Source organism: Streptosporangium sp. NPDC001559 (assembly GCF_042893955.1).
GTDB lineage: Bacteria > Actinomycetota > Actinomycetes > Streptosporangiales > Streptosporangiaceae > Streptosporangium.
This window is the reverse complement of the sequence record NZ_JBIAVG010000011.1, coordinates 76133-98873: the sequence shown is the minus strand read 5'-3', so window position 1 is coordinate 98873 and position 22741 is coordinate 76133. Positions and strand designations below refer to the sequence as shown.

The window sequence follows — 22741 nt, the reverse complement described above, 5'->3', positions numbered from 1 at the left end:
CCGATTTCCGGGGTCCCGGGCGTTTTTTCGTGGTTTTCACGGAACGCATCCGGGTTGGTAAGCGTTCTTGGAAACGAGCCGGGTACGGCGAGCGGACGCGAAAGAAAGCGAGTCGTGGCGGCGATGGGCTTCGTGGTGCTGATCGTCCTGATGACCACCCTCGTCCACTACTACCTGTGGCGCCGTCTCGTCCGGGCGACCACCGCCCCGGGGCCGCTCCGCAGGGCGCTCACCTGGGCGACGGTCGCGCTGGGAGCGCTCATCCCCGTCACGCTCGTCGGCTCCCACAGCGACTGGGGGCGTTTCCTGGTGTGGCCGGGGTTCCTGTGGCTGGCGGTGATGTACTACCTGGCCGTGTTCCTCGTGGTGCTCGAGGTGCCCAGGGCGGTCGCGCTGGCCGTACTGCGGCGGCGGGCGCCCGCGAGAACCGTCCCCGTGCTCGTCGGGGCTCCCGAACCTCCCAATGAGGAGCCTTCCACTGAGGAGCCCAAGAGGGAGGCGATGAACCGCAGGGACTTCGTCGCCCGTACGGCCGCCGCCGTCGCCGGGGCCGGGGCGCTCGTCACGGTCGGGACGGGCGTGCGCACCGCCCTCGGCGACCCGTTGATCGAGCGGGTGAGCGTGGCGCTGCCCGGCCTCGACCCGCGTCTGGGCGGGCTGCGCCTGGCCGTGGTCAGTGACATCCACCTCGGTCCGCTCACCGGCCTCGGGCACACCGAGCGCATCGTCCGCATGATCAACGGGCTCCAGGCCGACGTGGTGGCCGTCGTGGGTGACCTGGTCGACGGCACGGTCGCCGAGCTCGGTCCGCTGGCCAGGCCGCTGCGGAGCCTGGAGTCGCGCCACGGCGCCTACTTCGTCACCGGCAACCACGAGTACTACACCGCCAACGGCCCCGACGAGTGGGTCGAGGAGCTCCGTGACCTGGGGGTCCGTCCGCTGCGGAACGAGCGGGTCGAGATCACCCACGCGGGAGCCGTACTCGACCTGGCGGGGGTCGACGACGTCGCGGGGGCCGCGGGCGGGGGCGGGCCCGACTTCGAGCGGACCTTCGGCGGGCGGGACCCGGGGCGCTCGACCGTCCTGCTGGCCCACCAGCCGGTGCAGGCCGTACAGGCGGCGAAGTACGGCGTGGACCTGCAGCTTTCCGGGCACACCCACGGCGGGCAGATGGTGCCCTTCAACCTGATCGTCCCGTTCCAGCAGCCCATGGTCTCCGGCCTCGGCGAGGTCGACGGCACCCAGGTCTACGTCACCAGGGGAGCGGGTTTCTGGGGGCCGCCGGTCAGGGTCGGGGCCCCGCCTGAGATCACCCTGCTCGAACTCCGCCCGGGAGACCGGCGGAAGGCGGGGTGAACCGACCGGTTTTCCTGCCGCCTCCGCTGCGCGGGCCGGGCCGTACGTACTAACCTCAGGCGACGAACGGCCTGGCACATCGCCTGGTCCCGTGTCTTCCCCCGCCCGGCGAACACCTGGATACGCTGACATCATGACCACCCCTGGCCGGAACACCGCGCGTCGCAAGCCTCCCCACGTGCTGGCCAACGCGCCGTTCCGCAAGCTGTGGACGGCCATGTCGGTGTGCAGCCTCGGTGACTGGCTCAACCTCATCGCGCTGACCGCCCTGGCGGGCAACCTCACGGCCGGGTCCGGCTACCGGATCCAGAGCTTCGCGATCGGCGGCGTCTTCGTGGCGAAGATGCTCCCGGCGATCCTGCTCGGCCCGCTCGCGGGCGCGTTCGCCGACCGGTTCGACCGCAGGCTGACGATGGTCGCGGCCGACGTGGCGCGCTTCGCGCTGGTGCTGTCGATCCCGCTGGTCGGCAACTACCAGTGGATCATCGTCGCCACGTTCCTGGTCGAGTGCGTCAACCTGTTCTGGGTCCCGGCGAAGGATGCCACGGTGCCGAACCTGGTGCCCAAGGAGCGCCTGGAGGCCGCCAACCAGCTCAACCTGCTCGTCACGTACGGCACGGCCCCCATCGCCGCGCTGCTGTTCGCGGTGCTGTCCTTCACCACCGACCTGCTGGGCGCCTTCGTGCCCTCTCTCGCGGACACCTCGCTGGCGTTGTTCGTCAACTCCCTGGCCTATCTGGTCTCGGCCGTCATCATCTTCACCCTCAGGGAGATCCCGAAGACGACCTCTCCGATCGTCAAGGTCGCCACGCCCTCGGTGCTGCGGCAGATTGTGGACGGCTGGCGCTTCGTCGGCCGCGACAGGCTGGTCCGCGGTCTGATCACCGGCATGATCGGCGCGTTCGCCGCCGGAGGCGCGGTGGTCGGGGTGGCCAAGCTCTACGTGCGGGCGCTCGGCGGTGGCGACCCGGCCTACGGTGTGATGTTCGGCGCGGTCTTCCTCGGTATGGCGGCGGGCATGTTCTTCGGTCCCCGGATGCTGCGGGAGCTGTCCCGGCGCAGGCTGTTCGGGCTGTCGATCATCGGAGCCGGGGTGGTGCTGGCCGCGGTCGCGCTGGTGCACAACCTGGCGATCGTCGTCATGCTCACCACGCTGCTGGGGGCGTGCGCGGGAACGGCCTGGATCATCGGCTACACCATGATCGGCCTGGAGGTCGAGGACGGGCTGCGGGGCCGTACGTTCTCCTTCCTGCAGTCGCTGGCCAGGGTCACGCTGCTGCTGGTCGTCGCGGTGGTACCGACGCTGGCCGGCCTGTTCGGCACCCACGAGTTCGTCTTCCGCAGGGAGACGGTCTACGTGTTCGACGGCTCCAACCTGGTGCTGCTGATCGGCGCGCTGCTCGCGGTGACCGTCGGCTTCCTCGCGCTGCGGCAGATGGACGACCGTCCCGGCATGTCGGTCCTGGCCGACCTGGTCGCGGCGCTGCGAGGGCACGGCAGCCCGGTGCCGGACGGCGCCGGGCACCCGAAGGGGGTGTTCGTCGCCTTCGAGGGCGGCGAGGGGTCGGGCAAGACCACCCAGTCCCGGCTGCTGGCGATCTGGCTGCGGGACCAGGGCTTCGACGTCGTGCAGACCAGGGAGCCCGGCTCGACCAAGGTGGGGATGCGCCTGCGCGCGATCCTGCTCGACGCCGTGCACCAGGGGCTCTCGGCCAGGTCGGAGGCGTTGCTGTACGCCGCGGACCGGGCCGAGCACGTGGAGAAGGTCATCCGTCCCGCCCTCGACCGGGGCGCCCTGGTGATCTCCGACCGCTACGTCGACTCCTCGCTGGCCTACCAGGGCGCGGGGCGGGCGCTCGACCAGGCGGAGGTCGAGCGGCTCAACAGGTGGGCGACGGGCGGGCTCGTCCCCGATCTGACCGTGCTCATCGACACCCCGCCCTCGGTCGGGCTGGCCCGGCTCGGCGGGGCCGCCGACCGGATCGAGTCGGAGCCGATGGAGTTCCACGAGCGGGTGCGGCGCGAGTTCCGCGCGCTGGCCGCGGCCGAGCCCGAGCGCTATCTGGTCCTCGACGGGACGCTTCCCCAGGAGCGGATCTCCCAGCTCATCCACGACCGGATGCGCGAGATGCTGCCCGACCCGGTGCCGCAGGAGGCGGAGGACGCCACGGGGACCATCCCCGTCATCCGTGACTGATCCCGGCGGTAGGTTGATGACGTGGGTGTCTTCGATGACCTTGTGGGCCAGGAGCAGGCGGCCCTGACGCTGCGCCGCGCCGCCGTGGCGGGGGCCGAGCTCCTGGCGGGCGGGCGCGGAGCGGGGATGACCCACGCGTGGCTGTTCACCGGCCCGCCCGGGTCGGGCAGGGAGGAGGCGGCCAGGGCCTTCGCCGCCGCGCTCTTCTGCAAGGACCAGGGGTGCGGCCACTGCGACATGTGCCACCAGGTGGCCGTCGGCTCCCACCCGGACCTGGAGACGGTACGGCCTCAGGGGCTGTCGTACGGCATCAAGGACACCCGTCAGCTCATCCTGCGCGCGGCCGGGGCGCCGACCCTGGGCCGCTGGCGCGTCGTGCTGTTCGAGGACGCGGACCGTGCCACGGAGGGCGCCTCGAACGCGCTGCTCAAGGCGATCGAGGAGCCACCGCCGAGGACCGTCTGGCTGCTGTGCGCGCCCGCCCCCGACGACATGATGATCACCATCAGGTCGCGTTGCCGTCAGGTCACGCTCGTCACCCCGCCGACCTCCGCGGTCGCCCACGTGCTGGCCACCCGGGAGAACGTGCCGCCCGCCACGGCGGAGTTCGCCGCGAGGGCCGCCCAGGGGCACATCGACAGAGCCCGCAGGCTGGCGCTGGACGAGGAGGCGCGTAAGCGCCGGGACGCGGTGCTGTCCATCCCCAGGTCGCTGACCGGCGTCGCCGAGTGCGTCACGGCCGCCGAACGGCTGGTGAAGACCGCCGAGGAGGAGGCCGCCGCGGTCACCGCGACCCTGAACGAGTCCGAGGTCGCCGAGCTGCGGAAGATCTACGGTGAGGGCTCCTCGGGCAAGGGGCTCAACAAGGGGCTCATCCGGGGCGGGGCCGGCGCGCTCAAGGACCTGGAGGATCGGCAGAAGTCCCGGGCGACCAGGACCAAGCGCGACGTCATCGACACGGCCCTGCTCGACCTGGTCGCGTTCTACCGGGACGTGCTGGCCGTACAGTTCGGGGCGCATGTCGAGCTGGCCAACGAGGACCGCAGGGACGACCTCGAAGGGCTGGCCCGCTCCTCGACGCCGGAGGACACCCTGCGCAGGATCGACGCGATCATGCGGTGCCGGGAGCGGCTGGCCGCCAACGTCAACCCGCAGATGGCCGTGGAGGCGATGACGCTCTCCCTGCGGCGTCCAGTCGCCTGATTTTTCGGACTTTTCACCACCTGTAAGCAACCTTACGGGTGGGTTTCGGCGTCTCTTGGGCATGCAGGTCGGGATGAAACCCCGCCCGGGACGGCCCGCCTCCCTGTGGCCTCGCTCACGCTCGCCGGGCGTGAGCCTGCCAAGGACGTGCGAGAACGTCCGGCGCGCGGGGAGCGGGTGCCGCCCGGTGAGGAACGGTTCCTAGATCGGATGGAACCATTCCAGGCTAATTCCCCTCAAAGTTGGGGTGTGCATCGTTAGAATTCCCAGCAAATTTCGATGCATTCGTTATAAAACTACCGAACATGTCCTGTTCGACGGGGATGGACAGGGAAGGACCGGGGGACTCTTGGTCAGCATGGGATCGCGGGGGGACGTGACGGCGCCAGGGGGCAGGCGGGCCGTCACCAGCCGCGTGAGAGACGACGACACGCTGCGGATCGAGTGGCCGGGGCAGACCGCTCCGGCCGACGACGCGGAGATCGTTCTGCGGCACGCGGAGACAGGGGAGGAACGTTCCGGGACGGACCTGGCAGGTCTGCGGGCCGGGATATGGCTGGCCTCCCACCGAGGGGAGCCGCTGGCCACCGACGACCCCGGTTTCTCCCTCGACGACCTGGTCGCCTACGCGGGAACCCCCCGTGACCGGGAGGTCAGGGCCTTCCGTACGTCGGCGGGAATCCTCGCCCTGACCGTCCGCGAGGTCGAACCGTACGTCGAGGTCACCGGGGTCGTCGCCGACGGCGGGGCGATCGAGGTCGAGGGCCTGGTCGCCTACGGCGAGCCGTACGAGGGGGCGGCCAGGCTCGTGGCCGTGCCGCGCAAGGGGACCGAACCGGTGAGCGGACCGGCCATCTTCGGAGGACGGCGCTTCGGCGGCAGCGTCCTGATCGAACCGATGGCCGACGGCCAGGCGCGTAAGCGCGTCTTCTGGGACCTGCACGCCGAGATCGCGGGAGTACGGCTGCCGCTGGCCGCCCGGCTCGACGACGTCGCCGACAAGAAGACCAAGGTGCGCTTCCCCGCCCAGCACGTGGGCCGGATCAGGGTCAGGCCGTACTACACCGACAGCGACAGCCTGGCCGTCGCCTTCAGCGTCGAGGAGGAGGCCGCGTGAAGGTCTCCTACCTGATCCTCAACGCCTACGGCATGGGGGGCACGATCCGTGCCACCTTCGACCTGGCGACCGAGATGTCCGAACGGCACGACGTCGAGGTGATCAGCGTCTTCCAGCACGCCGACCGGCCCTTCCTGCCGCTGGGGGAGAAGGTCAGGCTGCGTTCGCTGGTCGACCTGCGGCCGGGGGCACGGGTCCGCTGGCCGTACACGAAGCGGGCCGAGCGGCTGAGCGCGATGGAGAGCACGCTCGTCCACCCCGAGGAGCGCGCCTACCCCTCCTTCACCGCCTGGAGCGACGAGGTGCTCAGGCGGGAGCTGCGGCGGCTGCGCACCGACGTGCTCGTCACCACCAGGGCCGGACTGAACATCATGGCCGCCAGGTTCGCCCGCAGAGGGGTCGTGAGGATCGCCCAGGAGCACCTGCACTTCGAGGCGCACAAGCCCGGAATCTTCGAGGAGATCCGGCAGTGGTACCCCAGGCTTGACGCGGTCGTCACCCTCACCGAGGCCGACGAACGCGACTACCGCGCCATGCTCGGCCAGGCGGCGACCCGGGTCTACACCATCGGCAACGGCCTGGCCGGAGGGGCGCGCCCGCGTTCGAAGCAGGACAACCGCATCGTGCTGGCCGCGGGGAGACTGGTGCCGGTCAAGGGCTACGACCGGTTGCTGAAGGCCTTCGCCCAGGTGATCACGAAACGCCCCGACTGGAAGCTGCGCATCTACGGCGAGGGCCGGATCGCCGACAAGCTGATGAAGACGTCCGTCAAACTGCGCCTGCACAACAACGTCATGTTCATGGGGCCGACGGACGACATCGAGGGAGAACTCGCCAAGGCCTCGATCCACGCGGTCAGCTCCCGCTTCGAGGGCTTCGGCATGACGATCATCGAGGCGTTCGCCTGTGGCGTCCCGGTGGTCAGCTTCGACTGCCCCCGGGGCCCCCGGGAGATCATCACCTCCGGCCATGACGGGCTGCTGGTCCCGCCCGACGACGTGGACGCCCTCGCCGAGGGACTGCTGGAGATGATCGACGACGAGGAGGGCAGGCTCAGGATGGCCGCCAACGCCCTGCGGACGGCGGAGAAGTACGACATCTCCACGATCTCCGCCCGCTGGGAGCGGGCCTTCGCCGACCTCACGCACTGAGGTTTCCCGGCGGCAGAAGCAGCGGATCCCGCTCCGAAGCGTCTCTGTGATGTGAAGGCCGAACTGCTCTCCCACAGAGAGCCAACGATCAGGGACGGCACCGACATCGCGGCGTTGTTCGCCGACCACCATCTCGGGCTGGTACGGCTCGCGCTGCTCATGGTCGGCGACCAGCCCACGGCCGAGGACGTCGTGCAGGAGGCGTTCGCCCGCACCCACGCGGGCAGACGCCGCCTGCGCGACCCCGGACGCGCGCTGGCCTACGTCCGCTCCGCGGTGCTCAACGGTTGCCGTTCCGTGCTGAGACGCAGGGCCGTGGCGTGGCGGCGGGCCATGCCGTACGAGCCGCCCGTCTGGTCGGCGGAGCACGCGGCGCTGCTGGGCGAGGAACGTCGTGAGGCGCTCCAGGCCCTGCTCAGGCTGCCCAGGAGGCAGCGGGAGGCGCTCACGCTGCGCTACTACCTCGACCTGTCGGACACGGAGATCGCCGAGACCATGGGCGTCGGCGCGAGCACGGTCCGGTCGACCATCACGCGCGGGCTGGCCGCCCTCGCCAGAGCCCTCGGTGACCCCGGAGCGCCCGGAGCATCCGGAGCGTCCGGAACCCCGGAAAGTCCTGGAGACCTTGGAGACCTTGGAGAGCAGTCATGACCGAGACGGAGAACCGCCTGCGGGACGCCCTGTCCGCCGCCGCCTCGACCGCCGTGGACGTCCGCCCGCTGACCGTGCCTTCGCGACGCCGCAGGCGGTGGACGGTCCCGGTCGCGGTTGTCGCCGCCGCCGCGTCCGTCGCCGTGTTCCTGACGGTACGGGTCACCGCCGCTCTGTCTTCTCCCGACCGGAGCGAGGTCGTCGCCATGTCCGTGGGGACTCTGGACGAGTCCGGTACGCCGAGCGTCAACGTCTTCCTGTGTCTCAGCGGTGATACAACCGTGTACCCGGGATGCGCGGGAGGGAAGGCGACCGAGACGGAGAAGGCCGGCATCCAGCGGGCGCTTCAGGGGCGGCCCGAGGTGGGGAGCGTCTCCTTCAGGGACCAACGGACGGCCTACGAGGGCTTCCAGCGGGAGTACAAGGACAAAAACCCTGTTCTTCTGAAGGCCGTGAAGATCACGGATATGCCGGAAGCCTTCATCGTCCAGGTCAGGCCGGACGCGGACCGGGCGGCGGTGCTCGGAGCCGTGAGCGAACTACCCGGGGTGGCCGTCGCCGTGGACGCCGTGTGCCTCCGCGAACGCGCCTCCCTGCGGTCGGTCATCATCCACACGCTCTTCGGGGACGAGGACGAACCGTCGTGCTCGGTGAAGGGCAGGGGCAGGTAACCCGAGCTTGGGAGTCCACAGGGACGGTCGTGACGCGTAGGGTGACTGGCGTGGGCGCTTAGCCGTACCCCCAGCCGCCTGGAGCCATATGAGCATGATCATGGCCGTGAGCTTCACCCGATACGGCCGTCTGTACTACCTCGATCCGGGCGGTCACAGCCCCAAGGTCGGCGACAAGGTGCTGGTTCCGACCGACGCCGGCCCCGAGGTCGCCGAGTGCGTCTGGGCGCCGCAGTGGACGAGTGAGGAGATCGACGGCCTGCCGGTGTGCGAGGGCCTCGCCGGGGAGGAACACCTGACCCGAGACGAGACCAACAGACGTCGGCGGGCCGAGGCCAGGAGCGTCGCCAAACGGCTGATCAGGCGGCACGAGCTGCCCATGAAGGTCGTCGGAGTCGACTATCTCGACACGGACAACGTCTACACCGTCTACTTCTCCGCCCCCCACCGGGTGGACTTCCGGCTCCTCGTCCGCGACCTGGCCAGGAACCTGCGGGCCCGTGTCGAGCTGCGCCAGATCGGCCCCCGCGACGAGGCCCGGCTGCAGGGCGGGATCGGTCCCTGCGGCCGTGACCTGTGCTGCGCGACCTTCCTGAAGGACTTCGAGCCGGTCTCGGTACGGATGGCCAAGGACCAGGAGCTGCCGGTCAACCCGATGCGCATCGCCGGGGCGTGCGGGCGGCTGATGTGCTGCCTGAAATACGAACACCCCCTCTACACCGAGGCGCAGAGCAGAATGCCCAAGGTCGGGGCGAAGGTGGACACCGAGCAGGGTCCGGGAACCGTGGTCGGGCGCAACGTCCCCTCCGACTCGGTGGTCGTCCGCCTCGACGACGGCGGCCGTCGCTGCGCCTGCCCGTCCGCCTCCGTCTGTTCCCCGAGAAAACAACACGACGCCGCCTACGGCGACTCGCAGTAGGATCCGAACGTCTCGCGCGTGACCTCGCACGCCCTGACCCAGAAGGATGAGGCGAGTGGTCACACCGCACAGGTACCGCCGTACGGCCGTCGCGTTCGCGGCGCTGACGTTGTTCGCGACGGCTTGTTCGGGGGTGGACGCCCGCGACGGCCGTGACGCCGGTGCCGCTCGTGACGGCGGTGCCGCTCGTGACGGCGGGGCGGCCACCTCACTCGCGTGGACCTCCTGCGGCGGTGGCTACGAGTGCGCCAAGCTGGGGGTCCCCCTCGACTACGCCAAGCCGGACGGCGAGAAGATCGAGATCAGCGTCATCCGGCTGCCCGCGAAGGGCAAGCGGGTCGGCTCCATCCTGATCAACCCCGGTGGTCCCGGCGCCTCGGGCGTCGAGTACGCGCGCAACGCCCAGTCGGTGCTGAGCGACGCCGTACGGGAGAGGTTCGACGTGGTGGGCTTCGACCCACGCGGGGTCGGCGGCTCCGCACCCGTGCGCTGCCTGTCGTCGAAGGAACTGGACGACTACACCGGTCTGGACGGCTCACCCGACTCCCCAGAGGAGATCGCGGCCCTGGAGAAGGGCGCGCGCGCCTACGTCGCCGGATGCCAGGCCCGCTCGGGCAAGCTCCTGCCGTACGTCGGCACCACCAACGCGGCCAAGGACATGGACCTGCTGCGCGCGGCCCTCGGCGACGAACGCCTCACCTACCTCGGCAAGTCGTACGGCACGCAACTCGGCGCGGTCTACGCCGACCTGTTCCCCAAGCGGGTGCGAGCCCTCGTGCTGGACGGCGCCGTCGATCCATCGCTCACCCCGGTGGAGATGAACGTCACCCAGGCCCGCGGCTTCGAGGTGGCCCTCGACGCCTTCCTGAAGAACTGTCTCACCGCGCCCGACTGCCCCTTCCAGGGCACCGTGGCCTCCGCCCGGAAGCAGATCGCCGACCTGCTGAGCCGCGCGGACCGGCAGCCGCTCACCAACAGGACCGACAGCCGCGCGATCGGCGAGTCGTGGACCGTCCTCGGCCTGGTCACCCCGCTCTACGAACGGCAGGCGTGGCCGATTCTGCGCCGTGCGCTCACCGACGCCCAACGTGGCGACGGGACCACCCTGCTGCGCCTGGCCGACCTGCTGGTCAACCGTGACCGGAACGGCGAGTACGCCAACCAGACCGAGGCGAACACCGCCATCAACTGCGTCGACTCCGCCTTCCCCAGGGGTTCGACCGAGTTCGCCGCCGCGGCGCGCGAGTCGCTCAAGGACGCTCCCCTGTTCGGGCCGTACATCATGTGGGGGACGCTGGCCTGCGCCTACTGGCCGATCGAACCGGCCCCCAAGGAGAAGATCGACGCTCCGGGGGCCGCGCCCATCCTGGTCGTGGGGACCGAGCGTGACCCGGCGACGCCGTACGAGTGGGCCAAGGCCCTGGCGAGCGAGCTCTCCTCGGGCGTCCTGGTCGACTTCGACGGCGACGGTCACACGGCCTACCGCAGTGGTTCGTCCTGTGTGGACCGTCTGGTCGACGACTATCTGATCAACCTGACCGTTCCCGAGGACGGCGTCCGCTGCCCGAAGATCGACTGACACGGTGGAGCACAAACCCCCGCGAAGCCTGTAGACTGCCGTAGGTCGCGTTCACGCGGACGCGACATGCCGCCTTAGCTCAGTCGGCCAGAGCACTTCACTCGTAATGAAGGGGTCTCGGGTTCGAATCCCGAAGGCGGCTCATAGTGTGACCAGGGCGTTCTCCCGAAATTGGGAGGGCGCCTTTGTCATTCTGGTTGCAGTTCCCGCAGAGCGGTTCAGCGGGCTTTTCCGGCCCTCAGTTCCAGAGGGCTTGTCCCATCCTCTCCATTCCCTCCTGCGCCATCGGAGAGGCGATATGGGTGTAACGCTGGGTGACCCGGATGTCCGAGTGGCCGAGGATCTCCTGAACGGTCCGGACATGGACGCCCTGCTCGATCAGAAGCGTCGCCGCGGTGTGCCGTGCGTCGTGGACGCGCGCCTCCCGCACCCCGGCCGCGGTGAGTAGCTCCTTCCATTCCTCCCAGTCATCATGCTTGTCGATCGGATGCCCGTTCCGCTGCGCGAAGACCAGGTCGAAGTCCTCCCACGCCTCTCCCGCCGCGAGCCTCTCCGCTGCCTGGCGGGCGCGGTGCGCCTTCAGGAGCGGAATCAGGGGCGGCAGCGGTACGGGCCGCTTGGGCTTGCCCTTCGGCTTCTTGAAGGCAAGGATGGCTGGGCCGTACCGGCCACCATCTGGCGCACCTTCTTCGAAGCCGCCCAGACCGAGATCGGCATCCTCGTCTACAGCGGCCTGTTCCTCGCCGAAGACGCCGGACTCCTCCGCATCCTGGTTGGGAGGGCAACCGCTGGAGTTCGGGTACGCATCCTGCTCGGTGATTCCGACAGTCCTCATGTCGCCACTCGGGGTGCGGACGAAGGCGTCGGAGCCGATGTCCTGGTCTCCAGGACCAGGAACGCTCTCACTCTCTGTCGTCCTTTGGGGATGTGGAGGGGATCGAGGTACGGCTACACGGGACGATCCTGTACAACTCCATCTACCGCGCCGACAACGACCTGTTGGTCAATCTCCACGCCTACGGCACCCGCGCCTCCGACGCCCCGGTCGTCTACATCACCGGCAACGAACCCAACAGCACCGCGGCCACCTACCGCGACAGCTTCGAACGCGTCTGGGCTTGCGCAGTACCCGCAGCTCAGAGTGGCTGACGACACTCATTCCAAGATCGAAAGAAACTTATCTGTCCGTCTTTAAAGGCGATCCGCCTTCGGCGTCTCGCCGCGCGTCGGGCGGTCGCTGGCCGCGCTGCGGCTCTTCGGCCGGTCGCGACCAGCACCGCCCACGCGCCTGTGATCACCAGGCGGTAGACCTTATGAGCCGAGAAAGCTCTTCACCGATGTCGTCGTGGTGACGGCCGTGACGATCGCTCACTTCGGTGCTGGCCGTAATCGGTTGGGGCGATCGACTGCCGCGGACCGACTTCGTCGGCCCTTGCCACCGAATGACGCAGAGTAGATTGAAGTTGACGCTTTGCCGGTGTTGGCCGAGGTTTGGTGATTAAAGTCGCTCTTGGTAGAGGACGCCATGGGCAAACCAGCCGGAGAGGCAGAAGCGAAGCCGATAATGGGCTGTATTTTCCCTTGAAAAGAGTGCGCCCTCTAATGTGCTCGTTTGCGCTGGCGAGCGGCGATTTCCGACTTGTGACGGATTGTTGTCGCTTTGCTCAGCCGGTGCTGGATGGCCCGGCGGAAACTGGCGGCTCGTCTCACGAGAGGGGAGGGGCGGCGGTTGGCGGCCCGCCTAATCAGGGCGGTGGCCAAGTTCAAGACGCCGATGGCCAGAGGGATCCATTCAGAGGGCTGCATGTTCGGACTCCTGTCGCTGTGTGGAGATGAGATCGACCCGGCGGATGGATTCCATAGCAGTTCGGATGGGCGGGGTCCGGCAGCGAACGATCGGCAAAAGGCCGAACCGGTCATCCAGACAGGCCCCACAACAGACCGGAGCGCAAACACGATTGGCCTGTCCCAAATTCCAGATTACGACCGTGCGAGCATCAGGTCACACTGGCGAGAGCGTCGATGTGACGCATATCATAGTCATATCGCAGCTGATTGAAATCGGATGTAACCAACTCTTCTGACTACGCGCATTAAACGCATCTACCCACGGCCGGGAACCTTCCGTGACCGGAGCGGCACTTCTCTGGGTATTGACACATATCTGTCGCGCAATGAAGATCGAATATGTTTCATGACATCCCAGTCCTGGCTGTCGACTCCAATCGCGATATCACCCAGTATCAGAGGAAGTCCATGAGCAAGAAATTAAGATTATTACCGAGAAGCGTGTTGCTTCGGCGACGGTTATTCGCCGGAACCGCCACGTTGACCGCGGTCGTACTGGCCGCCCCGCTGTCCGCGCTGACAGGCCTCGCCCCCGCCGTGGCCGAGGCTCCGCCGGCACCCTCCGTGCAGGATCCCGCTCAGCCGAGGCAACTCGACCGGGCCAGGCGGGAGGCGGTCAGCCGCCACACGCCGGTCGAGGTGGAGGCATGGACGACTGAGACGGCGCAGTTCTTCGCCAAGCCTGACGGCAAGACCATGCAGGCCTATCTGAACACTGGGCCGGTCCGCGTGAAGCGAGCAGGCCAGTGGCACGACATCGATACCACTCTTGCCGAGAAGGACGGGATCCTCGCCCCCAGGGTCGCCAAGAACGGACTGCAGCTGTCTACTGGCGGCAGCGGCCCTGTGGTCAAACTCCGGCACGAGAGAGGCCGTTCCGCGCTGCTTGCCCCCTCCACCCTGCCCGCTCCCATTCTTGCGGGGGACACCGCCACCTACCGTGACGCGTACGGCAAGGGCATCGACCTGGCGATCTCGGCCACCCCGACGGGATTCAACCAGTCAGTAGTGTTCCGTGAGCGTCCCCGGCGCAAGACCACGCTTAGCCTGCAGGTACAGCTTCCCCGCGGACTGTCGTACGCGCCGGCCGCGAATGGGAAGACGCAGCTCAAAGAGGGCAAAAAGAAAATAGCCGATATTCCTGACATGCCGATGCTTGACGCCGCGGCGATGAAAGGAGGTCCGGACGATGGCCACCGCGCCGTGGCGAAGGTGTCGACGGGCGGCGATGCTTCACGGCTGGTCCTGTCGGCGGACACCGCCTTCCTGGCAGATCCCGCCACCCAGTTCCCGGTGACCCTCCAGACCGGAGGCTCGGAGTGGCTGGGAGCCGGCCGCGCCATCGACACGTTCGTGTCCAGCACGCAGTATCCGAACTCGCAGGGCTCGTCCACCTGGCTTAGAGCCGGTAAGTCGAGCAACGGCGGCGAGACGTGGCGTTCCTACATCGGTTTCCAGATGGACGCCTCTTTTCAGCTCATGGGTGCCAACATCCTCAACGCCGACCTGCGGCTGTGGAATTACCGTTCCAATGCCTGTGGCCTGGAGGTCGGGTCAGGCATCCTGGTGCGCCAGGTGACCCAGGAGTGGACTCCGTCGACAATCTCCTGGAGCACGCAGCCCGCGACCACGTCCAGTAACCAGGTCATCAATAAGGCCGCCTACAGCGACACCTGTTCATGGGGCGAGGGCGAGCTGTACTACTCGATCGAGGGTATCGCCCAGGCCTGGGCGAACGGAGAGCCGGACAACGGCCTGCAGCTCCGCGCGGTCAACGAGTCCGAGGCGACGAACTGGCGGCAGTACCGCTCAGCCGAGTACGGCTACTCCGCGGGTACGTCGGGACCGCGCGGCCCGGTCCTGTTCATCGAGTTCGAGCCCTCGCAGCAGTACTCCTACTTCCAGGCGGAGAAGCCGTCGAGTTCGCCTTCCCAGGCTGAGATCGACGACATCAAGAGCCGGGAGACCTCCGAGACGAATCCCACGTTCCCCCTCACCGACGATCGGAAGATCGTCGAGGCGGCCAAGTCGGCGAGCGAGTCATTCGACGTCAACGCCGACACCCAGGAGACTCCCCCGGATCTGACCCCGGAAGAGCTCGCGGATCTCGAAGATCCGGACACCGGTCCCGGTTACCGCGTTGAGCCCGACGACCCTGACGCCTCTCCCTCTCCTACTCCTACTCCTACAGGCTCTCCCTCTCCCACTGGTTCACCAGGAGAGGAAGAAGTCCTGGAACTGCCTCTGACGTCCGCCATCACCACCACCAACTGGGGGTACGAGGAGCAGGGCGATCCAGAGCTCGCCGCGGGCAGCTATGACTGGGAGGACGGCACCTACGACCTCTCCCGGACGTACCTGAAGTTCGACACCTCGGCCCTGGCCGGCAAGACGGTGGTGAACGCGCAACTGAAGCTCCGCAACCGATACGGCTACTGCCCCGATGGCACCGCCGCGATCAAGGCGTCCCAGGTCACCGGTCCGTGGAATGAGGCGAGCTTGACGTGGGACTCCCAGCCCACAACGAGCACCACCCAGATCGGTGCCGATTCAGACCCGCCCTGCGAGGATGTGGCGGACATCAGCTGGACCGTCACCCCTATGGCCAGTGCGTGGGCGTCGGGCGCGGTCGACCACGGAATCCAGCTTCGCGCAGTGCCCGAGGCTCAGCCGGGCTCGCTTGAGCGTTACTTCGACTCGACCACGTCGGAGCAACCGGATCCCGCCGCACCGGTGCTGTCGGTGACCGTGGTCGGACCACCCGCAACCGCCAGAACGACGAGCTCGGCGGGTTCGGCGAAGGTGAAGGCGAACACCGCGGCGGTCCCGGTCGGCGGCGGTTTCATGACCGAGGCCGAGTGCCGGCAACACACGGCTGAGGCGAAACGTCCGGGTGTCAACACCCAGACGACCTTCTACCCAGGCGGCTGGCAAAAGGACCGCTTCAACTGGTGCGCCATCCGCCAGGTCGGCATGGAGAGCAGGAGTTGGTCGACACCGCAGGTCAACCACTACATCAACGGTGAGGCGACCGTCCGGATCCGGAGTTACAACGCTGGCAAGGACAAACACGAGCGCACTTTCCAGGTCCGCGTCACGATAAACAACTTCACGTTCAAGGGGCGCGCGTATCCGCGCTGGGCCAGGGTCACCCTGGGCATGAACCTGGAAAAGCCGCCAGGAACGCAACGCTGCCAGATCGTCGGTCAGACCTCGTACACGTATCACCATTCGGCGTGGCCCAACACGGAAGCCGTTTTCACCGTGACCTCCGTCGACGACAACGACTACGACGATCTGGACACCGTCGCGGTCTGTAAGCCGCGTTTCTGGTCGAAGGTGACAAGCCTGACGGAGACCGTTTCGGCGCGATCCTACGACACCGTCCCATCGATCCGATGTGACAGCGCCGCATATCTCGTCAGTTCCATCGGCGCGGGGTGCGTGGTCTACTACGAGGCGCCGACGCTGACGTACGGGCTGTCAGATCCGGCTGATCCGACCGTACCGTCAAATGATCCGAACTCTACGTACCGGTCCGTCGCGGGACATGTCTGGACCGCCCTCAACCAGCCACTGAAGACGATTCCGCACAACCCCAACAAATCCATACCTGGGAAGTCGGGTTCGCCGTCCCCCCTCTACAGGTCGGTCAACGCGACCTGGAACAGGGCCAGCGGTCGCATCATCAGGGCTGAATGCGACAAACTACCGGACTACGATAAGAGCATCAGGCAATGTGACGAGTATCCTTTCAACTCCACGACGTCGAGTGCCTCCAGGACGTCGAACCAGTCATATTCGGTACGCCCGGTGACCAAGACCGTAAACTCCAGTGCGGGCGGAAAGCTGGGGCGTTTCCTCACCAACCAAAGAATCCTGGGCCGCGACGGTTCCCTGCAGAGGGACGTCCTGAACTGGGACCCGTTCTACGTCAACGTCACCCGCCCGGCATCTTCGCACTAGAAATGCGATAGAAATCAGGAACGGAGTAGGATGACGGGGGAACGGATATCCGTTCCCCCGTCATTCCTCGCTCCCTGGGCAGGTCAGGTCATGTACGAAGACGTGTTCCAGCACTACAGATCCCTGCTCAGGAGCCAGCCCATCGAGCTCGGCGCCTGCTGGGGCGTCCTACGGGGAGACTCGCGGACACTGACCGTCGAGGAGGTCGTGCGCCGCCTCGGGCATGAGGCGGGCGAACTACGGCAGCACGCCCTCGATGAATGGCCTGAGCTCGACGGGGCCCCGCTCCATCTCGTCACGGCCCAGTCCGCTGTGATGACCGTCGAACCGCACGGGGCGCGACTCTCCTCCCCCGGCCTACTGGAGTCCCTCAGCGTCGACGCCCGGATATGGAGCGTCTCCTGGAACATCGACCAGCAGGCCTGGCTCACCTACGCCCGCGACGGAAGGTGTCTAGCCACCTACGACTTCCTCTACGAGTCGTCAGCCAGCGGGGACGAACCTGATGTCTTCGACCGCTATCACGAATTCCTCACCGAGCATGTGGACGTGGACGAAGATGACGACGACTCCAGATACGAGCAGACACTTATCCGATGGTGGGCGGCGGGGATGACGGTCGTCGAACTGGCCAGTGGCGTCAGGCTGGAACCTGTTCTCCTCGACGGTCCCCTGCCCACCCTCCTGTACGAGGACGAGAGGTAGCGGGCTCTCCGGTGGATCCCGTGCCGCCGCGGCTTCGGATCGTGGCCAGGTGCCCCGGGAGCCACCCTCCCCGGGAACATGACGGATCCGGTGAAAGCATGTGGTCATCGCCTAGTACTCCAGTGACATTTTGAGATCATGGTTGGGTTCTGCGCTTAGCGGCACCGGCGAGCGATGGCCTGATGATGGCGACGCTACTGTGACCAGCGCAGAACCTCCGAGATCTCGCGAGGCCGGGCAAGAACGAGTACGTCCAGTGGACGACGGATCTCGGGCATCGTCAGCGGGATGTGCTCAGAGCCACTGTCTGGCTGACGTGCGGCCAAAACGGCCAACAGCACCAGCGCGAGCATGGCCAGTGTGATGCGCCGATACCAGCCGATCCAGCTGCGAACCTGGTAGTGGTCCAGGCCGACCTGGCCTTTGGCCGCTTGGAAGGACTCCTCCACCGCCCAGCGCATACCCGCGACACACACCAGCTTCGGCAACGGCATCGCAACGGGGGCGTAGCAGCGGTAGAAGGCCAGCTTTCCGGTGGTGGGATGACGGCGGATCAGCAGTCAGCGGTGACCGCCGGGCTTATCGGCATCGATACGGGTCCAGGCCCACAGGTAAAAGCGCGCGCCCTTGGCTCTGGCTCCGGCGCTGTAGCGGTGCCAATGCCGATCGGCCGCCAAAGCGGCGGCCTCGGCGGCCGTCTGGTCTCTCCCATGCTCCGACCTCCCCCTTAGGCCAGATCTCCACGATACGAGGGAAGGGTCAGATGACCCCTTCGGGTCGGTCCGCTGATCTTTCTGTATCCGATGAACTATCGTCCGTTCGGCCGATGGCGGAGGCCGGTGAGCTGGGGACGATCTAGATCATGAAATGGACACCCCTCATCACGGGCTTGGCGCTGATCGCGGTAGCGGTTCCCGCGGCACCTGCCGCCGCGACCGGCCAAGTGACCCAAGCAGTGAGTGCGACCGGTACGGACACGATCGACTGGCGAGCCTGCGGGGAGGAACCCGGGGCCGAGTGCGGCGCCCTCGCGGTGCCGGTGGACTGGGCGAAGCCGGACGGGCCTCGGATCTCGCTGAACATGACGCGTCGCAAGGCCACCGGACAACGGGTCGGGACGCTGTTCTACAACCCGGGCGGACCAGGGACGGGTGCGGCCTATCTGGTGCGGAATTGGTCGCAGTACTACTTCTCCGAGGAGTTACGCGAGCGGTTCGACATCGTCGGGATCGATCCGCGCGGGGTCGCCGGCAGTGGGCAGATCCAGTGCGGGAAGGCGGTGCATGATCCGGCTGTCACGCAGTTCCCTGAGACGCGGTGGGAGTATGACCGCCTTGTCGCGCACAACCGGGCCGTGGGCGTGAGTTGCGGGCCGTTGATCGGTCACGTGGACACCGGGAGTGTGGCGCGAGACTTCGACGCGGTGCGGGCCGCGCTGGGCGAGGAGCAGATCAGCTACCTGGGACGGTCCTACGGGAGCATGCTGGGGACCGAGTACGCGCGGCGGTTCCCCGACCGGGTACGGGCGATGGCCCTGGACGGGATCGTCGATCACGGGATGGGCTCGCGCCAGATGGTGCGGGACGCGGCGGCGGCGGTGGAGGACGGGTTCGACAGGTTCGGCGAATGGTGCGAGCGGACGAAGGAATGCGAGCTGCACGGTCGGTCCGTACCGCAGGTGTGGGACGCGCTGATGCGCAAGGCGGAGAAGACGCCGATTCCGGTGACCGGCGGGCGTCCGCTGACGGCGGACGAAATGCGCTATGTCGCGTACGCGATGCTCACGCTGGCCCCCGACTTCAACGGCGATCTGGCCCGGGGCATCGTTCAGGCTGAGGAGGGCGATGCGGAGATCTTCGGGCAGATGCGGACCGAGGCGCTGGACAACTCCGCGATGACCTCGGCCTACCGGGCGGTCCTCTGTCAGGACATCGACCCTGGAATCAACGGATTCCCGCAGCTCAGGGCCTGGGCTCGGGACGCCGCACGGAGGGCCCCGCACATGCGCGGGACATCGGAGTTCTGGGACATGACGACCGGATGCCTGGGATGGCCCGTTCAGCCGTCCAATCCGCAGCGGCCGGTGCGCATCACCCAGGTGCCGCCCGTTCTGCTGGTCGGGAACACGCATGATCCCGCGACGCCGCTCGTCTGGGCCAAGAGCCTGGCCAGGGGCATCAAGGGGTCACAGGTGCTGACCTATGACGGCGACGGGCACACCGCATACCTGCGTAACGCCTGCGCGACCGGGAGCGTCGACCGTTACCTGATCTCCGGGACGCTCCCTGTGCCCGGTACGGTCTGCCGCTGAACCCGGCGAGGGCTCCGGTATTCAGTCGCGGCGTCCACCCTGTGGGTAGTCGGCTCGCTCCAGCTTCCCCAGGGTGTCCGGTGCCGCGTTGCTGATCGAGGGTGTGGATGTCGGCCGGGCAGGGGGAACGATGGTTCGGGAGATCATCATGCCGAAACCACTGTTCGCGCGCCCGAGGCCGGACACCGACGAGGGCCGAACGCGGGCGGACATCGCCTTGGCGCGTTCGGCCCCGCCCGGGCGCCCGGGCGGCGGCCGATGGGAGCGGCCCGCCGCGGTGGATGCCGAACAGCTTGACCGCCTTCCGCCCGCCCCGGGCTGGTCGTCCGGCGGGTACCGCGTCAAAGCTCCGCTGACCTGCTCCCGCGGTACTGACAAGACCTGGGTTGCGTATCCGCGACGGGTCGAGTGCGCCCTCGCGTGACAGTGACGGTTGGATCCGGTTGCTTCAGCGGATCGCCGCGGCCAACCGGCGCGGACCGGTCATCGTCGTCACTGACAGTCTGTCCGGCCGTTTCAGCTGACGGGTCCGCCTGACGACTACGGCCAGGGTGGGACCGTCTCCATGGGCATGTCGGCGGTAGGAGCATCCAGGCCATGCCTGGCGGTGGGTCGTCGTCCTATGCGAGATTGATCTCGTGAGTTCCGCAGATCGGCCTTCGTCGTGGTTCAACGCGCTGTCCAAGTCACAGAAGGTGACCGCGATCATAATGTCGCTGATCGGCTCCATAGGCGGAGCGGCCTGCCTCTGGTTGGGGCCGCCGATGGATTCCGTACCGGGCTACCTGATCTTTGCTTACGTGATTCTCAGTTTGATGATCCTCAACGGCATTCCCCGTGTCCACCTGTGGTTCGACGGGCGAGGCTTCGTGCTCTACCTGGGTGCCTTCTTCGTGCTCAAAGGGGCGTCAAGAGACCTTGAGACCCCCGCGATCCGCGTGGGTGTCCTCGTCGTGGGGGTGCTGCTGCTGGCTTACCTGATCGTTCGCGCCGTAGGCATCGAACGGAAGAGGCGGCAGACAGACCATGCCGAGGCGCAACTTCTCTGATGGTTCTACGGGGATGTTAGAGGCCCTTGCCGTACAGACGCCGTGCGTGGTTCCGGTTGGGGAGATCCAGCAGGAGGGTGGGTTTCCATGGCGGAGCTTCTCGCAAGCGTGGTGGACGAGGTGCACGAGGCCTTCTCCCTGTTGGACGGTGAGATCCTCGAGGGCGACCAGCCAGACGGGCCTGGGACGTGGGGCGATGAGTCCGGTCCGCCGGGGCAGGACCGGCTGGAAGTCGGCTCCGGCAGCGTGATCCTCTGAGGTTCCAACCGTTACGGCACACGTTACGCTCGGTTCGAGCTGTGGAGCGGTCAGCCTCCCGCCGGCCATTCATGGCAGAAGTCATGGGAGGGGAGCTTTTTCCGGCGTCAGGGTGAACCACAGCGAGGCTGACCAACACCACCTTCTCTTTGGTGTGGGCCGGCGAGAAACGACCTGGCGGGTTCGGATACAGACGGAGCTCCTGGAGAACGATCGGGAACCGGAGTTTCCCACCACCATCTATCAAGTGGACCTGTACGAGACGCAGCTCCGGCAGTCGCCCGAGAGGACATCTTTGTGACGGTGGTGTGTGGTGCGATCGCTCCCGGAAACGGGGGAGGGATCCTCCGGGCATACTCCAGAGCCGGCCGGGGCCCTTCTCCGTCGAGTCTCACCACCGACCATGGCTGAGGTAGCCATGGCGTTGGCGGCGGCGTTCCCACTCGTGAGCAGAATCGATGTCTTCAGTGCTCGAACAGGGCGGTCGGCGGTTCAGTCGAAGCTGGCGTGCGGGGCGCTGGTGCCCTGCGGTACGCGGAACGGGCCGGACGCGCCGGGACGGACGTCGAAGTCGAAGATCGCGGTTGGCAGATAGACGGTGGCGCAGGAGTTGGGGATGTCCACCACCCCCGACAGCCGGCCCTCGATCGGCGCGGCGCCGAGCAACAGATACGCCTGCTCGGGGCTGTAGCCGAACGCCGTCAGGTAGTCGATCGCGTGCAGGCAGGCCCGCTGGTAGGCCAGCTGCGAGTCGAGGTAGCGCTGCTCGCCGTCCAGGGTGACGGACACTCCGGAGAAGGCCAGCCACTCGCTGTACTGAGGGTCCGTGCGGCCCGGCATGAAGATGGCGTTCTCGCCGACACGGTAGGTCTGCATGCCGTCCTTGATGACGTCGACCCGCAGGTCGATGAAGCCGCCCATCTCGATGGCGCCGCAGAAGGTGATCTCGCCGTCGCCCTGCGAGAAGTGCAGGTCGCCGACCGACAGGTTCGCACCGGATACGTACACCGGGTAGAAGATTCGGGAGCCCCGGGTGAGGTTCTTGATGTCCTGGTTGCCGCCGTTCTCTCGCGGCGGCGCGGTACGGGCGGCCTCGGCCGCGACCCGGTCGAACTCGGACGGGGAGACACCGCCGAGGATGGCCTCCCGGGGCTCGGGAGACAGGGCCAGCGGCGGCACCCTCTGCGGGTCTGTGGCTATCAGTGCCGACTCCCGCGCGTTCCACTTCGACAGCAGCGCCGCCGACGGCGCGGTGCCCATGAGCCCGGGGTGGGCGATGCCGGTGAACGACACCGCTGGGATATGGCGTGATGTGGCGACCTGGCCGGAGAAGTCCCAGATCGCCTTGTAGGCGTCGGGGAACTGCTCGGTGAGGAACCCCCCGCCGTTCTTGGTGGGGAAGATCCCGGTGTAACCCCAGCCCTGACCGGCCAGTGGGCCGCTGTCCTCCTGGGGGATGGGCCCCAGGTCGAGGACGTCCACGACCAGCAGGTCGCCCGGCTCGGCCCCCTCGACCGCGAACGGGCCGCTGAGCGCGTGCACCTTCATCAACGGGGCGTCACGGACGTCCTCGGCGGAGTCGTCGTTGTGGATCGCGCCGTCGAACCACTCCCGGCAGTGGACCCGGAAGCTGTCGCCGGGCTTGACCCGTGCCACAGGCGGGATCTCGGGGTGCCAACGGTTGTGACCGATCTTGGCCTGGTCGGTGAACTTCTTCGTCGAGTCGAGCGGGAAAATCAACTCTGGCACGGCTGGATTCC

General features: G+C 67.4%; 18 protein-coding genes and 1 tRNA gene. 16 read left to right on the top strand and 3 right to left on the bottom strand.

Going from position 1 to position 22741, the window contains the following annotated elements:
- Positions 1-123: 123 nt before the first annotated feature.
- From ACFYY8_RS24320 to ACFYY8_RS24275, 10 genes are all read left to right on the top strand, one after another.
- On the top strand, positions 124-1356 hold the full coding sequence (locus ACFYY8_RS24320) for a metallophosphoesterase (protein ID WP_390044964.1): 1233 nt from the start codon (positions 124-126) through the stop codon (positions 1354-1356).
- Positions 1357-1489: 133 nt separating this feature from the next.
- Positions 1490-3553, top strand: coding sequence for a dTMP kinase (tmk, locus tag ACFYY8_RS24315; protein WP_390044544.1), 2064 nt, complete (start codon positions 1490-1492; stop codon positions 3551-3553).
- A 21-nt stretch (positions 3554-3574) separates the two neighbouring features.
- Positions 3575-4756 carry a DNA polymerase III subunit delta' gene (locus ACFYY8_RS24310; protein WP_390044542.1) on the top strand — a complete coding sequence of 394 codons (1182 nt, stop codon included), beginning with the start codon at positions 3575-3577 and terminating at the stop codon, positions 4754-4756.
- Between the two features lie 358 nt (positions 4757-5114).
- Positions 5115-5873 carry a hypothetical protein gene (locus ACFYY8_RS24305; RefSeq protein ID WP_390044540.1) on the top strand — a complete coding sequence of 253 codons (759 nt, stop codon included), beginning with the start codon at positions 5115-5117 and terminating at the stop codon, positions 5871-5873.
- Positions 5870-7024, top strand: coding sequence for a glycosyltransferase family 4 protein (locus ACFYY8_RS24300; RefSeq protein WP_390044538.1), 1155 nt, complete (start codon positions 5870-5872; stop codon positions 7022-7024). Before ACFYY8_RS24305 ends, ACFYY8_RS24300 begins: the two co-directional genes overlap by 4 nt.
- 51 nt (positions 7025-7075) lie before the next feature.
- Positions 7076-7675, top strand: coding sequence for a SigE family RNA polymerase sigma factor (locus tag ACFYY8_RS24295; RefSeq protein ID WP_390044536.1), 600 nt, complete (start codon positions 7076-7078; stop codon positions 7673-7675).
- On the top strand, positions 7672-8346 hold the full coding sequence (locus tag ACFYY8_RS24290; protein ID WP_390044534.1) for a permease-like cell division protein FtsX: 675 nt from the start codon (positions 7672-7674) through the stop codon (positions 8344-8346). Before ACFYY8_RS24295 ends, ACFYY8_RS24290 begins: the two co-directional genes overlap by 4 nt.
- 94 nt (positions 8347-8440) lie before the next feature.
- A complete protein-coding gene (locus tag ACFYY8_RS24285) occupies positions 8441-9265 on the top strand; it encodes a stage 0 sporulation family protein (protein WP_390044962.1) in 825 nt (274 codons plus the stop codon).
- A 55-nt stretch (positions 9266-9320) separates the two neighbouring features.
- Entirely contained in the window at positions 9321-10844 is a 1524-nt protein-coding gene (locus ACFYY8_RS24280; RefSeq protein ID WP_390044532.1) for an alpha/beta hydrolase, read from the top strand.
- Between the two features lie 68 nt (positions 10845-10912).
- A tRNA-Thr gene (locus tag ACFYY8_RS24275) sits at positions 10913-10986 on the top strand.
- Between the two features lie 96 nt (positions 10987-11082).
- Here the strand turns inward: ACFYY8_RS24275 and ACFYY8_RS24270 are convergent.
- Positions 11083-11679: a tyrosine-type recombinase/integrase gene (locus tag ACFYY8_RS24270; protein ID WP_390044530.1), complete on the bottom strand. Its 597-nt coding sequence runs from the start codon at positions 11677-11679 to the stop codon at positions 11083-11085.
- Positions 11680-11771: 92 nt separating this feature from the next.
- On the opposite strand from ACFYY8_RS24270, the gene ACFYY8_RS24265 reads away from it, so the two are divergent.
- The 3 genes from ACFYY8_RS24265 (at position 11772) to ACFYY8_RS24255 (ending at position 17363) form a co-directional block, all read left to right on the top strand.
- On the top strand, positions 11772-11993 hold the full coding sequence (locus ACFYY8_RS24265) for a hypothetical protein (RefSeq protein WP_390044528.1): 222 nt from the start codon (positions 11772-11774) through the stop codon (positions 11991-11993).
- 1107 nt (positions 11994-13100) lie between these two features.
- Positions 13101-16658, top strand: a complete 3558-nt coding sequence (locus ACFYY8_RS24260; RefSeq protein ID WP_390044526.1) for a DNRLRE domain-containing protein — start codon at positions 13101-13103, stop codon at positions 16656-16658.
- 90 nt (positions 16659-16748) lie between these two features.
- Complete coding sequence (locus tag ACFYY8_RS24255) at positions 16749-17363, top strand: DUF6461 domain-containing protein (RefSeq protein WP_390044524.1); 615 nt, start codon at positions 16749-16751, stop codon at positions 17361-17363.
- Between the two features lie 194 nt (positions 17364-17557).
- On the opposite strand, the gene ACFYY8_RS24250 is transcribed toward ACFYY8_RS24255, so the two are convergent.
- On the bottom strand, positions 17558-17857 hold the full coding sequence (locus ACFYY8_RS24250) for a hypothetical protein (RefSeq protein ID WP_390044522.1): 300 nt from the start codon (positions 17855-17857) through the stop codon (positions 17558-17560).
- A gap of 368 nt (positions 17858-18225) precedes the next feature.
- On the opposite strand from ACFYY8_RS24250, the gene ACFYY8_RS24245 reads away from it, so the two are divergent.
- From ACFYY8_RS24245 to ACFYY8_RS24235, 3 genes are all read left to right on the top strand, one after another.
- Positions 18226-19674, top strand: coding sequence for an alpha/beta hydrolase (locus ACFYY8_RS24245; protein ID WP_390044520.1), 1449 nt, complete (start codon positions 18226-18228; stop codon positions 19672-19674).
- A gap of 638 nt (positions 19675-20312) precedes the next feature.
- Positions 20313-20723, top strand: coding sequence for a hypothetical protein (locus ACFYY8_RS24240; protein ID WP_390044518.1), 411 nt, complete (start codon positions 20313-20315; stop codon positions 20721-20723).
- A gap of 87 nt (positions 20724-20810) precedes the next feature.
- Positions 20811-20981, top strand: a complete 171-nt coding sequence (locus ACFYY8_RS24235; RefSeq protein WP_390044516.1) for a hypothetical protein — start codon at positions 20811-20813, stop codon at positions 20979-20981.
- A gap of 492 nt (positions 20982-21473) precedes the next feature.
- Here the strand turns inward: ACFYY8_RS24235 and fmdA are convergent, their stop codons facing one another.
- The gene (gene fmdA / locus ACFYY8_RS24230; RefSeq protein WP_390044513.1) at positions 21474-22730 is read right to left on the bottom strand and encodes a formamidase; all 1257 of its coding nucleotides are present in this window, start codon (positions 22728-22730) and stop codon (positions 21474-21476) included.
- Positions 22731-22741: the final 11 nt, after the last annotated feature.

Coding starts and splice junctions, on each gene's coding strand:
- ACFYY8_RS24245 (WP_390044520.1), top strand. CDS start 18,226: ATGAAATGGACACCCCTCATCACGGGCTTGGCGCTGATCGCGGTAGCG.
- ACFYY8_RS24235 (WP_390044516.1), top strand. CDS start 20,811: ATGGCGGAGCTTCTCGCAAGCGTGGTGGACGAGGTGCACGAGGCCTTC.
- ACFYY8_RS24305 (WP_390044540.1), top strand. CDS start 5,115: ATGGGATCGCGGGGGGACGTGACGGCGCCAGGGGGCAGGCGGGCCGTC.
- ACFYY8_RS24255 (WP_390044524.1), top strand. CDS start 16,749: ATGTACGAAGACGTGTTCCAGCACTACAGATCCCTGCTCAGGAGCCAG.
- ACFYY8_RS24320 (WP_390044964.1), top strand. CDS start 124: ATGGGCTTCGTGGTGCTGATCGTCCTGATGACCACCCTCGTCCACTAC.
- tmk (WP_390044544.1), top strand. CDS start 1,490: ATGACCACCCCTGGCCGGAACACCGCGCGTCGCAAGCCTCCCCACGTG.
- ACFYY8_RS24250 (WP_390044522.1), bottom strand. CDS start 17,857: ATGCCGTTGCCGAAGCTGGTGTGTGTCGCGGGTATGCGCTGGGCGGTG.
- ACFYY8_RS24260 (WP_390044526.1), top strand. CDS start 13,101: ATGAGCAAGAAATTAAGATTATTACCGAGAAGCGTGTTGCTTCGGCGA.
- ACFYY8_RS24290 (WP_390044534.1), top strand. CDS start 7,672: ATGACCGAGACGGAGAACCGCCTGCGGGACGCCCTGTCCGCCGCCGCC.
- ACFYY8_RS24285 (WP_390044962.1), top strand. CDS start 8,441: ATGATCATGGCCGTGAGCTTCACCCGATACGGCCGTCTGTACTACCTC.
- ACFYY8_RS24270 (WP_390044530.1), bottom strand. CDS start 11,679: ATGAGGACTGTCGGAATCACCGAGCAGGATGCGTACCCGAACTCCAGC.